The organism is Salinicola sp., from assembly GCF_982684285.1.
The window spans coordinates 1-16,075 of record NZ_CEXLVS010000078.1 but is presented as its reverse complement, the minus strand read 5'-3'; the positions used below and the strand labels follow the sequence as shown (position 1 = coordinate 16,075).

Genomic DNA, 16,075 nt, shown 5'->3' with positions numbered 1-16,075 from the left:
TTAGTTAAAAACACTTGCCCCTGATGAATCGAGAATTTCTCAAGCTGATGTAAAAACAGCTCACTAAGATTATCGAGATCGAAGGTGTCATCACCTACGCCGGCGAGGCCGAATTCGATACCTTCGTCCACCGCTGCGAGATCCTGGTCTGCCTGCTGCCGCTGACCGACGCGACGACGGGCATTCTCGATGGCGCACTCTTCGCCAGGCTCCCGCGAGGCGCCAGCCTGATCAACGCCGGCCGGGGGCAGCACCTGGTCGAGGCGGATCTCATCGCGGCTCTGGACGAGGGCCAACTGAGCCATGCCACCCTGGACGTCTTCCAAGTCGAGCCGCTGCCGAGCGAGCATCCGTTCTGGTCGCACCCCAGGATCACGGTGACGCCCCACATCGCCTCGCTGATCGACGCGCCCACCGGCAGCCGCATCGTCGCCGCCAATATCGAGCGCTTCGAGCAGATCGGGCATGTCGACGATCTGGCCGATGCCGAGCGGGGGTATTGAGCCGTCATCAGGACGCGAGTCGCCACCAACGTCGGCCGCCACCCGACGCCACAACTTGCTAAACTGGCTGTAAACTGGCTGAGCACCAGATCACGACTTTCGATTTATCCACAGGCGGATGCCAAGGGGTCCTATGTCCGGTAATAAAGAGGCCAGCAAGAAAGACAACACCGCGAGTCGACGCAACATCAAGTCCTGGCTGACGGACATGGACGGCGTGCTGGTACATGAAAACAAGGCCATTCCCGGTGCCGCGGACCTGATCAACCAGTGGCGGGAGCGGGAGATTCCGTTTCTGGTACTGACCAACAACTCGATCTTCACCCCCCGCGATCTCAGCGCGCGCCTGCGACACAGCGGCCTGGAGGTCCCCGAGGAGAAGATCTGGACCTCGGCGCTGGCCACGGCGGCGTTCCTGCGCGATCAGGCTCCGGGGGGCTCGGCCTTCGTCGTCGGCGAGGCCGGCCTGACCACGGCGATCCACGAGGCCGGTTTCATCATGACCGACGCCAAGCCGGACTACGTGGTGATCGGCGAGACCCGCTCCTACTCGTTCGAGGCGATCACCAAGGCGATTCGGCTGATCAACCAGGGCGCCCGCTTCATCTGCACCAACCCCGATGCCACCGGGCCGAGCCAGGAAGGCGTGCTGCCGGCCACCGGCGCGGTCGCCGCGCTGATCACCGAAGCGACGGGGCGCAAACCCTATATCGTCGGCAAACCCAACCCGATGATGTTTCGCTCGGCGCTGAACAAGCTGGGTGTCCACTCCGACGGCACCGGCATGATCGGCGACCGCATGGATACCGACATCGTCGCCGGCATCGAAGCGGGGATGCACACGGTGCTGGTGCTGAGCGGTATCGCCGACAAGGCCGAGATCGAACGCTATCCGTTCCGGCCCAAGGAGATCATGTCGTCGGTGGCGGAGCTGGTGGACAAGTGAGTTTGCCGGACGGCTGGCGATTCGATCATCGCCTCGTCAGTCGTCCAGCAGCTTTTCACCCATCAGCCTTGCGCCCAGCAGTCGGCCATTCTCGAGACAATCCCCTACCGCGATCCCCCCGCGCCAGTTGCCCGCCAGGTGCAGGCCTGGATGGCCCTGAAGCGCAGCGTCCAGCGCCGCGATGCGCTCCAGGTGTCCGAGCTCGTACTGCGGGATGGCCTGTGGCCAGCGCGTTACCTTCTGCCACACCGGCTCGCCATGAATCCCCAGGAGATCGCGAAGATCGTCGATGACCTGCGCCACCTGCGCCGCATCATCGCCGTCGGTGGCACCCGGGTCCTGGCGGCCGCCGATGAACTCATTGAGCAGCTTGTGGCCCGCCGGTGCACGGTTGGGAAATAGCGTCGACGAGAACAGCGCCCCCAGGGTGCGCCGCCCTTCCGAGCGGGGAATCAGCACGCCGAACCCATCCAGCGGGTGGGCGATATCCTGCTCGCGAAAGCCCAGCGCGATGGCGTTGACCGGCGGATAGGCGATGGCCGCCAGCGGTTCCGCCAGCGCCGGGGCCAATGGCGCCAGCAGCCGTGCCGCGACTGGCGCCGGTACCGCCAGCACCAGCGACTCGGCGCGCCATTCCCGACCCTGATCGTCCACGACGACCCACTGCTCGCCTTCGCGACGAACGCCCTGCACGGAGCAGCCGGTATGAATGGCAGCCGTCGGCTTGGCGGCAATGCGTTGCGCCAGCCGCGCGGCGAGATGCTGCAAGCCCCGGGGGAAACTCACCAGCTTGCCACGCCACTCGACGGGAACGCCCGCCGGGTCGCGACGCGACTGCCGCAGGCGTGTCAGGCCGCCGACGATCAGCGAGCGGTGCTCGCGCTCGATCGCCGCCAGCCGCGGCATCGCTGCCTGGACCGACAACCGGTTCGGATCACCGGCATGGACGCCGGAGACGAACGGATCGACCATGCGCGCGAGAATTCGTGGGCCGAGGCGACGTTCGACGAAAGCGGCGAGGGTCTCCTCCGGTGCGCTCGAGCGACCGATGAAAGGCTCTCTAGCCAGCCGTGCCCAACCGCGCCAGCCGATGAGCGGGCTGGTCAACGCCTCGATCGGCTTCATCGGCAGCGCCACCGGTTTGCCGTCCATCACCACGTAGCGCTTGTTGGCGATGGCGTTGGCCGGTTGTGCCTCGTCGAGCAGGTCGAGTTCGTCGAGCAGCGCGTAGAGCGGCGGCTTCATGATCACGGTGTTGGGGCCGTGCTCGATCTGCCATTCGCCATCGCGCTCGGTACGCAGGTTGCCGCCAACCTGGTCATTGCCCTCGAGCACGGTGACGCTCCGGCCGCGCTTGGCCAGGGCCCAGGCGGCGGCCAGGCCGGTGGCCCCGGCGCCGACGATCAGGGTGGCGGAAGGCGCTTCATGTCGGTCGGCGGGCGTATTGGCCGGAACGTCTGGAACATGGCTGGTCATGGGGGCTCGCGCGGGAGAGTGTCATGTGAAGTCTACGCAGACATCGCTCGCCCCGCATCCCGCCGGCGTGCGGCGTCTTGCCGCCACGCCGGCCGGTGGGAACGCTCATTCGCCGGGCTCGCCCGGATGACAGCCGGGCGCCGCCACGTAGATGTCGCAGTCCGGCATCACCGCGGTCTCCTCGTGGGGGGTGCCGTCGGGTGCCCAGTCGTAATCCACCAGCTGCGCGCGATAGACCTGGTTGGTGACGTAGTCGTCGCTCGGCATCGACTTGCCGAAGAACGGGCTTACGTACTCCCACACGATCTCGCCTTCCGGCGTGACCTGGAACAGCCGGCCGTCCTGGCCCTCGTCGATCAGCGTATTGCCGTTGGGCAGCCGCCGCGCGCTCGAGATGAACGAGCTGTAGAAGGTGTAGGGCGAACGTCCCGACATATTGCCGGTGTACTGCCACACGATCTTGCCGCTGCTCGGATTCACCTCGATCACGCGGGACGAAGAGAAGAACCCCTGCTTCGAGGGCGGGAAGCCGGCATTGCCCTGGTTGTCGAAGATCAGCAGGTTGCCGGCGCCCGGCAGGCCCTCGGGGATGAGGTGGACATCGTGGGACCCCACGGTCTGATCCACGGGGCGGCCAAGCTTGCCATTGAGCTGCAGGGCCGGCAGATCGGGGCCGATACGCCAGACGATCTCGCCGCTCTGCCGGTCGACGATGAAAGTGACGTTGGCGTTGCGCGAGTTGACCAGGATATTGTCCGGCGCAAAGCGCTCGTCGCCGGCGTCGTACCAGCGGTTGGGTCCCACCGGTACGGCCGTGTTCAGATGCAGGAAGTCGGGATCCTCGGAATCCTTGAGCGCGCGCAGGCCAGCATCGGAAAACCCCATCTCGTCGAGATGATCGCCTGACTTCCACGCCCATACCACCCGGCCCTCGTCATCGACCTCCTCGATGCCGTTCTCGATGATCGGATAATCGAAGCCGTTGAGTTCCCGCATCTCGGCGGTCATCACCAGGTTGTTGCCGTTGGGCAGGCGGCGCATGTCGTGATGCTGGTAGACCGGATCCTGCCGGCTGCCCCACTGCCACTTCACGTCGCCGTCCCAGTTCACCTCCGCCACGGAGGCGTTGGTGAGACCGTTGCCGGGGCTGGCGTGCTCGGGGAGCTTCTCGGCCCGTGCCAGCTGCACCAGCAGATGGCCCTTCTCGCCGCCGGCCTGGTCGGCGGAAAGCGGAATGGGGGGGAAGCTCTCGTAGTCCCAACGGTGCACTTCGTTGCCGTTCATGTCGATCAGGTGGGTCTTGCGATCGCCGCCGGGGAACAGCACGAAGCCGTTGTAGGCCCGCTCGGGATCATAGTAGGTGGTGCCGGTGGGAAAGCTGCTGGGCAAGGCCAACGCCGTGGTCGCCGTGGCCATCAGCCAGGCGCCCAGCAGTACCGAAACGGATCCTCTCCGTGACATCATCGCTCGTCGCTCCTTCGTCGAGTCCCGCCCTGTGCGGGTCTGGCCGGCATGACAACATGCCGGCGGTCCTTGTCTGGCCGATGATGACAGCGATGCGTCACCGCCGGCTCGTCCATAGACCCTCGCCACGCCATTTCGATCCCCACCCGGAAATGTTCGGCGCCTAAACGGCGTCCGGCAACCGCTCGGTGAACTCGGCGATCGTCATCGGCTTGGAGAACATCGGGTAGTCGTAGCGGATCGCGGCATCATGCTCGGCCTCGCTGGTCGCGGCGACGCCGTCGGTCAGTGTCAGCACCTCGAAGCCTTTCTCGTAGCCCGAGCGCATGGTCGATTCCACGCAGCAATTGGTCAGGAATCCGGCCAGGACGATGGTTTCGATCCCCTTGCTGCGCAGGATGAAATCGAGGTTGGTCGAGGCAAAGGTATCCAGACCGCGCTTGCCCTCGATGACGATGTCGTCGGCCTGCGGCGTCAGGGTATCGCAGATCTCGGCGCCCCATTCGCCTTTGACGAAGGCCTTGCCGTCGACGACACCCGCGAGGATGCCGTAGGGCCGAGACGTGATCTCGCCATAGCCGGCCGCGAAGTGGATCGGTGCATGCAGCACACTGACACCCGCCGCCCGTGCCGTGGCGACGAGACGCTGGGTCTTGGCCAGCATGTCCTCGCGCGCCATGACGGCTTTGACGGCATCGTGGAGTACGCCACCGGGCGTGGTGAAGTCGTTCTGGAATTCGATCAGTACCAGGGCGGTCTTGACCGGATCGATGCGCTGGGAGAGGGCGGATGTCATGACGGAAGGCTCCTGGCAGGGAATGGACTCGCTGTCGTTCAGCGTAGCCCAAACCCGGTCAGAGAGCGGTAGTGCTGCGAACGCTAGCCGTATACGCCCTGGCTGCGCAGATAGTCGTCGTAGTTGCCGCTGAAATCGACGATGCCATCCTCTTTCATCTCGATGATGCGGGTCGCCAGCGAGCCGACGAACTCGCGGTCGTGGCTGACGAAGATCAAGGTCCCGGGGTAGTTCTCCAGCGCCAGGTTGAGCGCCTCGATCGACTCCATGTCGAGGTGGTTGGTGGGCTCGTCCATCACCAGCACGTTGGGCTTCTGCAGGATCAGCTTGCCGAACAGCATGCGCCCCTGTTCGCCGCCGGAGATCACCTTCACCGACTTGCCGATGTCGTCGTTGGAGAACAGCATGCGGCCCAGTGCGCCACGCACCGTCTGCTCGCCCTCGGTGGTCCACTGGCGCATCCACTCGAACAGCGTCTCGCCGCTCTCGAAATCGGCGGCGTGGTCCTGGGCGAAATAGCCCACTTCTGCCGCGTCGGTCCACTTCACCTCGCCCGCATCCGGCGTCATCGTGCCGACCAGGCAGTTGAGCAATGTCGTCTTGCCGATGCCGTTGGGGCCGATGATGGCGACCCGCTCGCCGGCCTCGCCCTGCAGCCCGAAACGCTCGAACAGCACGTTGTCGCCCCACGCCTTGGAGAGCTTTTCCACGGTCAGCGCATGGCGGTGGATCTTCTTGCTCTGCTCGAACCGGATGAACGGGCTGACCCGCGACGAGGGCTTGACCTCCTCGAGCTGGATCTTGTCGATCTTGCGCTGGCGCGAGGTGGCCTGCTTGGCCTTGGACGCATTGGCCGAGAAGCGGCTGACGAACTGCTGCAGCTCGGCGATCTCGGCCTTCTTCTTGGCGTTGTCGGCATGCAGGCGCTCGCGGGCCTGGGTGGCGGCGATCATGTACTCGTCGTAGTTGCCGGGGAACAGCCGCAACTCGCCGTAGTCGAGATCCGCCATATGGGTGCAGACGCTGTTCAGGAAGTGGCGGTCGTGGGAGATGATGATCATGGTCGAGCTGCGCGCCCGCAGGATCTCTTCCAGCCAGCGGATGGTGTTGATGTCCAGATGGTTGGTGGGCTCGTCGAGCAGCAGCACATCGGGATCGCTGAACAGCGCCTGGGCCAGCAGCACGCGCAGCTTCCAGCCCGGTGCCACCACGCTCATCGGCTGGGTGTGCTGCTCCAGCGGGATGCCCAGCCCCAGCAGCAGTTCACCGGCCCGGGACTCCGCGGTATAGCCCTCGAGTTCGGCGAAGCGGACCTCCAGGTCGGCGACCTTCATGCCGTCCTCGTCGCTCATCTCCGCCTGGGAGTAGATGCGCTCACGCTCCGCGGTGACTTCCCACAACTCCTCGTGGCCCATGATCACGGTGTCGATCACGCGCTCGTCCTCGAACGCGAACTGATCCTGGCGCAACTTGCCCAGCCGCGTGGTGGCGTCCTTCATCACCTGGCCGCCGGTCGGCTCCAGGTCGCCCCCCAGGATCTTCATGAAGGTGGACTTGCCGCAGCCGTTGGCGCCGATCAGGCCGTAGCGATGGCCACCGCCGAATTTGACGGAGACGTTCTCGAACAGCGGCTTGGGGCCAAACTGCATGGTGATATTGGCAGTAGAGAGCACAGCGGGGAATCTCGCGGAAACGGCGTGAATGAAACGACGACAGAGGAAACGAAACGACGAAAGCCGAGGCAGGCTCGACTTTCGTCTTGGACGTTCGTCTCATGCGGATTGTACGCGGATGCGGCGCTCGCTCATACGCCGCATGCCGACAGATTGCGCGAAGGGCCCTCGCCGGGGCGGATTTTCACTCGCCGCGGGGGAAGCGCTGGGACTCCTCGACGATGTTGAGGTCCATGTGATTGCGCATGTAGCGCTGGGAGGCATCCTGCAACGGCTGATGATCCCACGGGTAGTAGTGCCCGTTGCGCAGCGCTTCGTAGACGATCAGCCGTTGGGCCTGGCTTTCGCGCACCTCGGCGTCGAAGCGCTGCATGTCCCAGCGCTCGCGGACCTTGGCCTGGAACGTCGCCAGCGTCCCCGCGTGATCCGGGTCGTCGGCCAGGTTGCGGGTCTCGTGGGGATCCGCCTCGAGATCGAACAGCTGCGGCGGGTCGATCTCGCAGTGGTTGAACTTCCACCGCCCTTCGCGAATCGTGACCAGCGGTGCCTGGGTGCCCTCGGCGGCGTACTCCATGTAGACCGGCGCCTCGCGGGTGCCGCCCCGGGCCAACGGCAACAGCGACTGGCCATCGGTCCAGGGTTCGACCTCGGAGAGATCGATCCCCACCAGCTCGGCCAGTGTGGCGTTGACATCGATGGTCGAAACCGGCGTCTCCACCGAACGCGGCTCCAGTCCCGGCGCGGCGATCATCAGCGGGACTCTCGAGGAGCCCTCGAACGGACTCATTTTGAACCACAGCCCTTTCTCGCCGATCATGTCGCCGTGATCGGAGCAGACCACGATGATGGTGTCGTCGAGCATCCGGGTCCGTTCCAGCACGTCCAGAATCGAGCCGACCTTGTCGTCGATATAGGAGATATTGGCGAAATAGCCGCGCCGTGCCCGGCGCACGTCTTCAGGCTGGATATCGAATTTCGTGTAGTCGTTGGCCTCGAAGATCCGCCGACTGTGCGGGTCGAGCTCGTCGAAGGGCACCACGTCCTGCTCTGGATCGAGGTGTTCGCAATCCTCGTACAGGTCCCAGAACTGGCGCCGCGCGACATAAGGATCGTGGGGGGGGGTGAAGCTCACGCACATCGCCCAGGGCCGCGGATCGTGGCCGCGGGAGAGATCGAACAGTTTCTGCTCGGCGTGGAAGGCGACCTCGTCGTCGTACTCCATCTGGTTGGAGATCTCGGCGACGCCTGCGCCGGTGACCGAGCCCAGATTGTGATACCACCAGTCGATGCGCTCGCCGGGTTTGCGATAGTCCGGCGTCCAGCCGAAGTCGGCGGGATAGACGTCGGTGGTCAGGCGCTTCTCGAAGCCGTGCAACTGGTCCGGCCCCACGAAGTGCATTTTGCCGGAGAGGCAGGTCGAATAGCCTGCGCGACGCAGATGATGGGCCCAGGTCGGCACCGCGGAGCGGAATTCGGCGGCGTTGTCGTAGACGCCGGTGCGCGACGGCAACTGGCCCGACATGAAGGCCGCACGACCCGGCGCACACAGATAGCTCGGCGTGTAGGCGTTGTTGAAGTTCACCGCTCGCCTGGCCAGCTTCTTCAGGTTCGGCGCATGCAGAAAATCTGCCGGCCCGTTCTCGAACAGCGTGCCATTCACCTGATCGGCCATCAGCACCAGAATATTCGGTCGCGTCATGCTCCCTCCCTGCGTCGTTGGATTGGGCGTTCGAGCCAAGTTGGATTTGGCGCTCGCGTTGACGTCTCAGCTTGCGCGCCGGGCAGGGAGTGGCGCAAACGATCAATTCGGCGCCTGAGGCCAAGCGAGGCTTGGGCTGGCTTCCGCTCGCGCTATCGCCAACCGCTCCTGCCGCAGAGACCTCCTCGATGTCAGTGAATCTTCACCCGACACCGCCGAGTCGTTCCAAAAGTCGGCGTTTCGTCCAATTTTCGCCCGCTGCCATTGCGTAATCTGGTCACCAAGCGTCGAGCGACTCATGGCACGGGAAGGGCTACGGTGCCGTCCGCCCTCGATTCGATCACGGCTTTTCACCATCACTCATCGAGAAGGGGCTGATCATGTCACCGAAACTGGAAGTCTTGACGCCGAACAACTGTCAGATCATTTTCATCGACCAGCAGCCGCAGATGGCGTTCGGCGTGCAGTCCATCGATCGCCAGGTGCTGAAGAACAATGTGGTGGGGCTGGCCAAGGCCGCCAGCATCTTCGGCATCCCCACCACCATCACCACGGTGGAAACGCTCAGTTTCTCCGGGCATACCTTTCCCGAACTGCTCGCCGTCTTTCCGGATCTCCCCATTCTCGAGCGCACGTCCATGAACTCCTGGGACGACCAGAAAGTGCGCGACGCCCTGGCCAACAATGGCCGCAACAAGGTCGTCGTCGCCGGTCTGTGGACGGAGGTCTGCAACAACACCTTCGCGCTCTCCGCCATGCACGATGCGGACTACGAGATCTACATGGTCGCCGATGCCTCCGGCGGCACCTCGAAGGACGCGCACGACTACGCCATGCAACGCATGATCCAGGCCGGCGTCGTGCCGATGACCTGGCAGCAGGTGCTGCTGGAGTGGCAGCGCGACTGGGCGCACAAGGATACCTACGACGCCGTCATGGCACTGGTCAAGGAGCACTCCGGCGCCTACGGCATGGGGGTCGACTACGCCTACACCATGGTGCACGGCGCAGACGAGCGGGTGAAACATGGCCCGACCGAGGAGCCGGTTCCCGCGCGCTGAGCGCTCGCCCTATCACGACCAAACCAGAACGACCAATCCGGCGCTCACGCCAGGCAAGTCCCGTTCTTTCGACGCTCGCCTGGAAGGCGAGGTCGAGAGCGGATCGGCTCGCGCGTCCCACCTTCCGCCAATCGTCCCGAGAGGTCAGTGCGGCCATGAAGCTCTATCTGCTCTCCATCGGTGCCGGCGTACTGGTCGGCATCCTCTACAGCCTGCTGCAGGTTCGTTCACCGGCCCCGCCGATCGTGGCGCTCCTGGGGCTGCTGGGCATGCTCTGCGGCGAGCAGGTGATTCCGGTGGCCAAACACGTGCTGGCGGGCACCTCGCTGGCCTCGGCCTGGCATCGGTCCGACTGCAGCAATCACATCCTCGGCGTACTGCCAGGCAGACACAACGGCCAGCGCCCGCTGGAGCCACCGCCATGCGAGCCCTCGGCCCACGGCGACGACAACCCGCCAGCCTCGGAGGAACGTCCGTCATGAACCGCTCAGACAATTCCGCCTCACCGTCACTCCCCGATCTGATTCTGGTCAACGGGCGGATCACCACCCTGGATCCCTCGCAACCGCAAGCGGAAGCCGTCGCCATCCAGGGCGGCCGCTTTTCGAAAGTGGGCACGACCCGCGACATCATGGCGCTGGCCAACGCCAGCACCCAGGTCATCGACCTGCGAGGCAAACCGGTGCTGCCGGGGCTGATCGACAACCACACCCACGTCGTGCGCGGCGGATTGAATTTCAACATGGAGCTGCGCTGGGACGGCGTGCCGTCGTTGGCCGATGCCATGCGCATGCTCAAACAACAGGTCGCGATCACCCCGCCACCGCAGTGGGTGCGAGTCGTCGGCGGATTCACCGAGAACCAGTTCGCCGAGAAACGCCTGCCGACGCTCGACGAACTCAACGCCGTCGCACCGGACACCCCGGTTTTCATCCTGCATCTGTACGACCGCGCGCTGCTCAACGCCGCCGCGCTACGCGCCGTGGGCTACACCCGGGAGACGCCCGAGCCTCCGGGCGGCGAAATCCTGCGGGATGGCAAGGGCAACCCCACCGGCCTGCTGCTGGCGCGTCCCAACGCCACCATTCTCTACTCGACGTTGGCCAAGGGTCCCAAGCTGCCGTTCGACTATCAGCTCAATTCGACGCGTCACTTCATGCGCGATCTCAACCGGCTCGGCGTCACCAGCGTCATCGATGCCGGCGGTGGCTTCCAGAACTACCCCGAAGACTACGCGGTGATTCAGAAGCTGGCGGACGACGGCGAGCTGACGGTGCGTCTCGCCTATAACCTGTTCACCCAGAAGCCCAAGGAGGAGAAGCAGGACTTCCTGAGCTGGACCCGCTCGACCACCTACAAACAGGGCGACGACTATTTCCGCCATAACGGCGCCGGCGAGATGCTGGTGTACTCCGCGGCCGATTTCGAGGACTTCCGCGAACCCCGGCCCGACATGCCGCCGGAGATGGAGGGCGAACTCGAGGAGGTGGTCCGCGTGCTCGCCCAGAATCGCTGGCCGTGGCGGTTGCACGCCACCTACGACGAGACCATCAGCCGGGCTCTGGACGTGTTCGAAAAGGTCAACCAGGAGATCCCGCTCGAAGGCATCCACTGGTTCTTCGATCACGCCGAAACCGTCTCCGAGCGCTCCATGGAGCGGATCGCGGCGCTAGGTGGCGGCATTGCGGTGCAGCATCGCATGGCCTATCAGGGCGAGTACTTCGTCGAGCGCTATGGCGCCGGGAGCGCCGAGGCGACGCCGCCGATCGCGCGGATGCTGGAACTGGGCGTGCGCACCTCGGCCGGCACCGACGCCACGCGTGTCGCCTCCTACAACCCCTGGGTCTCGCTGGCCTGGCTGGTGACCGGCAAGACCGTCGGCGGCCTGCGACTCTACCCACGGCATCACTGCCTGGATCGCGATACGGCGCTGCGGATGTGGACCGAGAAGGTCACCTGGTTCTCCAACGAGGAGGGCAACAAGGGGCGCATCGCGGCGGGCCAACTGGCCGATCTGATCGTCCCGGACCGGGACTTCTTTACCTGCGCCGAAGACGAGATCGCCCATGCCAGCTCGCAACTGACCGTGGTCGGCGGACGCGTGGTCTACGCAACGGCGGATTTCGCGGGGCTGGACGACGCCCCACCCCCGGCCATGCCGGACTGGTCGCCGGTCAACCGTTACGGAGGCTACGCCGGTTGGAAGGAGGCGGAAGCGGCCGCCAACCCGGCACCGGTGATGCGCGTCTCCGCCAGCGCGTGCGGCTGTGCCTCCGGTTGCACCGTCCACGGCCACGATCATGCGCGCGCCTGGGCCAGCCAGGCGCCGGCCTCGGACCTGAAAGCCTTCTGGGGCGCGCTTGGCTGCGCCTGCTGGGCGGTGTGAGGTGAACCTGACGAGTGCGCGTAATCCGCGCTGGGTCGCGGCCCTGGTAAGCCAGCCCGGCATGCTGAGGCTGGCCCGGACCGGACTGGCCTCTGCCTACCTGATCGGTGGTCTCGACAAACTCTGGCACTTCGAGGCCGCCATCCAGGAGCAGGCCCATTTCGGCCTTCATCCCGCCTGGCTGTGGGCAACGCTTGCGATCATCATCGAACTGGCAGGCTCGCTGTGCATCATCTTCAACCGCTGGACATGGCTCGGCGCCGGCGCGCTCGGCTGCCTGACGCTGGTGGCGATGCTGGTCGCCAACGATTTCTGGAACCTCACCGGCCAAGCCCGCTTCATGGCGATGAACGCCTTCTTCGAGCATCTCGGCCTGATCGCCGCACTGGTTCTCGTGACGCGACTCTCCGATACACCCGGTTCTGACACACCACTCGCTGACACACGGCGCTCCGAGACGTCATCGGAGGAAAGATCATGAAGCACGAGGACACCGTACTCGCCGGCATCGCGGGCTACGTCGACACGCTCGGCTTCGTTGCCCTCTTCGGGCTGTTCACCGCCCACGTGACCGGCAACTTCGTGCTGATCGGGGCGCAGGCCGGTGGCTTCGCAGAGGGTGCGCTCATCAAGCTGCTGGCGTTTCCCGCCTTCGTGGCCGGCGTCGTACTGAGCAGTTTTCTGGTCAGGTGGCTGCCGCGGCCCCTGGCGCCCAGTGTGCTCTACGCCACCCAGACGATGTTGCTGCTAGCTTTCTGCCTGATGGGCATTCAGGTTTCACCGGTCGTCGATCCCGACGACATGAGCGTCATCCTCTGCGGCATGACCGGCGCCTCGGCGATGGGCATTCAGAACGCCCATAGTCGACTGATCGTGCGAGTCGGCGTCCCCAACACCGTGATGACCGGCAACGTGACCCAGGCCGTGCTCGATATCGTCGATCTGATCGGACGGCGCTGCTCGCAGGAAGTGCGGCAAAAGGCCAGAGGTCGCCTCTCCAGGACCCTGCCGGCGGTGGCGGCATTCGGGCTCGGCGCCATCGCCGGTGCCGTCGCCTATCGCGAGATGCTGTTCGTCGCGCTGCTACTGCCCGTGGCGCTGCTCGCCGCGATGACGCTGGTCGCCTGGCGCCGACGTCCACCGGCCCATAGCGACTCAGCCGGGGCGGTCGATGAACGCTGAGGCGACACGCACCAACGTCCCCCCTTCTCGGTGGCAAGGCCACCGAGTGCCACCGGGCGGTAAATGCCGACCCGACGTCAAGACAACTCGACACGCTAAGAGGAGTGCTTCCGATGACAACGATCACGACACGCGATGGCACCGACATCTATTACAAGGATTGGGGGGCCGGTCAGCCCGTCGTTTTCAGCCACGGCTGGCCGCTGTGCGCCGATGCCTGGGAGAGCCAGATGATGTTCCTGGCCGAGCACGGTTTTCGCTGCATCGCCCACGACCGCCGCGGCCATGGACGTTCCAGCCAACCGTGGCACGGCAACGAGATGGATACCTACGCCGATGACCTGGCCGAACTGATCGAATCGCTGGATCTGCAGGAGGCGATTCTGGTCGGCCACTCCACCGGCGGTGGCGAAGTCGCGCGCTACATCGGACGCCACGGAACCCGGCGCATCGCCAAGGCCGTGTTGATGGGCGCGGTGCCACCCATCATGGTAGAGAGCCCCAATAACCCCAACGGCCTGCCGATGGCGGTCTTCGACGGTATCCGGGAAGGCGTGGCCAAGGACCGCTCGCAGTTCTTCCAGGATCTGACCACACCGTTCTTCGGTGCCAACCGCGACGGGGCGGAGATCAGCCAGGGCCAGCGCGATGCCTTCTGGCAGCAGGGCATGATGGGCGGGCTAAAAAACGAGTATGACTGCGTCAAGGCGTTCTCGGAGACCGATTTCACCGAGGACCTGCGGGCCTTCGACGTGCCGACGCTGATCATTCATGGCGACGACGATCAGATCGTGCCCATCGAGGGCGCCGCCCGCCTGAGCGTGGAGTTGATCCCCGACGCCCGGTTGACGGTCTACGAGGGCGGCAGCCACGCGCTGGCGGACACTCACAAGGACCAGCTCAACGCCGACCTGCTGGCGTTCGCTCGTTCCTGACGACCGGCCGGCGCCCCCGGCGCCGGCCCCGATTTTCCCACTGGTACCGATGATCACCATCGGCGCGACCGACACGGCAAGGGCGAAGCCTCGCATCATGCGTATTCACCGGGAGATTTCGGCGTGAAGCGGCGCGTCGTCTTCATCCACGATATCGGCCAGACGCCCGCCTGCTGGAGCCCCTTCATCGGCCGCTATGGCGCCTGTGGCTATCTCTGCCAGGCACCGGCCTGGCCCCCTCTCTCGACCGCGCCCGACGACGCCTCATCCCGGCCGGCGACATCCGCTTCCTGCTCGGGCGCTGGATGGCGTGGACTCAACATCGGGCATGTCGTCGATCACTACGCCAACGGACTCGACCGAGGGTCGCCACCGCCGCTGCTTGTCGGTCACGGCCTCGGTGGACTCATCGTCCAGCTGTTGCTGGATCGCGGCCTGGGCGCCGCCGGCGTCGCGCTGAGTCCGACACCGCGCCGGGGTTGTTGGCAGCTTCTTGCGCCACCGCCGCCTTCGCCGATCGCGCCAAGCCACGACGCCCGACCAGCGCCCGTCACGCCCCGTCGGCTGTTGCTCGAGACCGCGCTGGGGATCGGCACCGCCATCGACTATGCCAACGACGAGCGGGGCCCGCTGCTACTGGTCAGCGCAGGCAGGAGTCGCCGGGTATCGAGTGCCCGGGTCGAGGCCTGCTACCGGCGCCATCGCCGCTCGATGGCCACCACCACCCTGCTGGCGTTCCCCCAATACGGTGACAGGTTGATCGTCGAACCCGGCTGGGAGGCCGTGGCTGACGCCACGCTCGACTGGGCGCAACGGGTAGCGCTTCGTCTCTGACACCTTGATGCATCGATCATGACCGGAATCGCGGATGACGCCAATGCCAGGCGCTCGGTGTAATATCGAGTTTCCTCGGGCTCTCGACACAATCGACCGGTGAGGGCGAAGCTGGTGCCTGGCCGTGAGGATACCTGCATGAAACCTGCTTTGTCGGCCTGGTTGAACGTGCCAATGGGACGATCGGCCGCTCTCTGGTTGTGGTGGATCTGGCTGATGCCCATGACGGCACTGGCGCTGGATTCCAACCTGACGCTCCAGCAGCTCCATCACCGCAGTTGGAGCGGCACGGCCGAGGAGAACGGACCCGGCCAGGTCGGCGCTATCGCCCAGACCTCGGATGGCTATCTCTGGCTGGGCACTCACTACTCGCTGTTTCGTTTCGACGGCAATGCTTTCGAGCGCTACGCCACCACTGACGGGGAGACCGTGGCGACCGTCTCCTCCCTGCTGGCGATCCCGGGCGGTGGGCTCTGGGTCGGTCTTCGTCGCGGCGGTGTCAGCCTGATTCGAGATGGCGAACTCACCGACTACGGGCCGGGATCGGGTTTCCCGACCGGTGCGGTCTATGGGCTGGCGCGAGATCACGACGGTGACGTCTGGGCTGCCGCCAATGACGGCCTGGCGCGTTTCGATGGGGTCCGCTGGCATACCGTTTCGACCAACTGGGGTTTTCCCGACGACAACGCCCGCGCCGTCTTCGTCGACCGCGACGGCACGCTGTGGGCCGCCAGCGAGAACCGGCTCTTCTTCCTGCCCCGCGGCAGCCACCGATTCGTCGATGCCGACCAGCCCGTGGGCTGGGTCAGCCAGATCGCCCAGACCCGTGACGGCACGCTATGGATCGCTGAACTTCATCCCGGCCGGGTGCGCCCGATCCTGTTTTCCGGGGAAGCCCCGTCATCCATCGACGTCGTCTCCGCGGGCCTGGTCGCGGACCGCGACGGCAACCTGTGGATCGGGACGCAAGGCCAAGGTCTGCTGCGACTGCCCGATGCCGGTCGTCATCTGTCGAGCCCCAGCGGCTCGCTCGGCGCGGCACTGCAGCACTACAGTCATCTCGACGGTCTGAGCGCCGATGACATCGAGCCCGTCTTCGAGGACGAAGCCGGCAATGTCT

General features: G+C 65.3%; 15 protein-coding genes and 1 pseudogene. 11 read left to right on the top strand and 5 right to left on the bottom strand.

Annotated elements, in window-relative coordinates:
- Window positions 1-68: 68 nt before the first annotated feature.
- The 3 genes and pseudogenes from AC3AYF_RS08865 to AC3AYF_RS08855 all read left to right on the top strand — a co-directional run.
- Window positions 69-335: pseudogene (locus AC3AYF_RS08865) on the top strand (NAD(P)-dependent oxidoreductase); the annotation flags it as partial.
- A gap of 42 nt (window positions 336-377) precedes the next feature.
- Window positions 378-503 carry a hypothetical protein gene (locus AC3AYF_RS08860; RefSeq protein ID WP_487779635.1) on the top strand — a complete coding sequence of 42 codons (126 nt, stop codon included), beginning with the start codon at window positions 378-380 and terminating at the stop codon, window positions 501-503.
- Window positions 504-636: 133 nt separating this feature from the next.
- Window positions 637-1,449 (top strand): HAD-IIA family hydrolase, encoded by an 813-nt coding sequence (locus AC3AYF_RS08855; RefSeq protein ID WP_295038573.1) that lies wholly within the window; start codon window positions 637-639, stop codon window positions 1,447-1,449.
- Between the two features lie 36 nt (window positions 1,450-1,485).
- On the opposite strand, the gene hemG is transcribed toward AC3AYF_RS08855, so the two are convergent.
- From hemG to betC, 5 genes are all read right to left on the bottom strand, one after another.
- A complete protein-coding gene (gene hemG / locus AC3AYF_RS08850; RefSeq protein ID WP_295038574.1) occupies window positions 1,486-2,925 on the bottom strand; it encodes a protoporphyrinogen oxidase in 1,440 nt (479 codons plus the stop codon).
- Between the two features lie 105 nt (window positions 2,926-3,030).
- Window positions 3,031-4,389: an aryl-sulfate sulfotransferase gene (locus AC3AYF_RS08845; protein WP_295038577.1), complete on the bottom strand. Its 1,359-nt coding sequence runs from the start codon at window positions 4,387-4,389 to the stop codon at window positions 3,031-3,033.
- 163 nt (window positions 4,390-4,552) lie between these two features.
- Window positions 4,553-5,185: a cysteine hydrolase family protein gene (locus tag AC3AYF_RS08840; RefSeq protein WP_295038579.1), complete on the bottom strand. Its 633-nt coding sequence runs from the start codon at window positions 5,183-5,185 to the stop codon at window positions 4,553-4,555.
- An 83-nt stretch (window positions 5,186-5,268) separates the two neighbouring features.
- Window positions 5,269-6,858 carry an ABC-F family ATPase gene (locus AC3AYF_RS08835; RefSeq protein WP_487779634.1) on the bottom strand — a complete coding sequence of 530 codons (1,590 nt, stop codon included), beginning with the start codon at window positions 6,856-6,858 and terminating at the stop codon, window positions 5,269-5,271.
- 184 nt (window positions 6,859-7,042) lie between these two features.
- A complete protein-coding gene (betC, locus tag AC3AYF_RS08830) occupies window positions 7,043-8,557 on the bottom strand; it encodes a choline-sulfatase (protein ID WP_487779633.1) in 1,515 nt (504 codons plus the stop codon).
- A 380-nt stretch (window positions 8,558-8,937) separates the two neighbouring features.
- Here betC and AC3AYF_RS08825 point away from each other — a divergent pair, with 380 nt between their 5' ends.
- The 8 genes from AC3AYF_RS08825 to AC3AYF_RS08790 form a co-directional block, all read left to right on the top strand.
- On the top strand, window positions 8,938-9,618 hold the full coding sequence (locus AC3AYF_RS08825; protein ID WP_295038585.1) for a hydrolase: 681 nt from the start codon (window positions 8,938-8,940) through the stop codon (window positions 9,616-9,618).
- 155 nt (window positions 9,619-9,773) lie between these two features.
- On the top strand, window positions 9,774-10,100 hold the full coding sequence (locus AC3AYF_RS08820; RefSeq protein WP_295038587.1) for a XapX domain-containing protein: 327 nt from the start codon (window positions 9,774-9,776) through the stop codon (window positions 10,098-10,100).
- The gene (locus tag AC3AYF_RS08815) at window positions 10,097-12,004 is read left to right on the top strand and encodes an amidohydrolase (protein ID WP_295038589.1); all 1,908 of its coding nucleotides are present in this window, start codon (window positions 10,097-10,099) and stop codon (window positions 12,002-12,004) included. Before AC3AYF_RS08820 ends, AC3AYF_RS08815 begins: the two co-directional genes overlap by 4 nt.
- A gap of 1 nt (window position 12,005) precedes the next feature.
- A complete protein-coding gene (locus tag AC3AYF_RS08810; RefSeq protein ID WP_298840668.1) occupies window positions 12,006-12,485 on the top strand; it encodes a DoxX family protein in 480 nt (159 codons plus the stop codon).
- Window positions 12,482-13,186, top strand: coding sequence for a YoaK family protein (locus AC3AYF_RS08805; RefSeq protein WP_487779632.1), 705 nt, complete (start codon window positions 12,482-12,484; stop codon window positions 13,184-13,186). Before AC3AYF_RS08810 ends, AC3AYF_RS08805 begins: the two co-directional genes overlap by 4 nt.
- Window positions 13,187-13,299: 113 nt before the next feature.
- A complete protein-coding gene (locus AC3AYF_RS08800; protein ID WP_295038595.1) occupies window positions 13,300-14,121 on the top strand; it encodes an alpha/beta fold hydrolase in 822 nt (273 codons plus the stop codon).
- A gap of 123 nt (window positions 14,122-14,244) precedes the next feature.
- Window positions 14,245-14,955 (top strand): alpha/beta fold hydrolase, encoded by a 711-nt coding sequence (locus AC3AYF_RS08795; RefSeq protein WP_295038597.1) that lies wholly within the window; start codon window positions 14,245-14,247, stop codon window positions 14,953-14,955.
- Between the two features lie 138 nt (window positions 14,956-15,093).
- A partial coding sequence (locus AC3AYF_RS08790; RefSeq protein WP_487779631.1) for a ligand-binding sensor domain-containing protein occupies window positions 15,094-16,075 on the top strand: 982 nt, incomplete at its 3' end.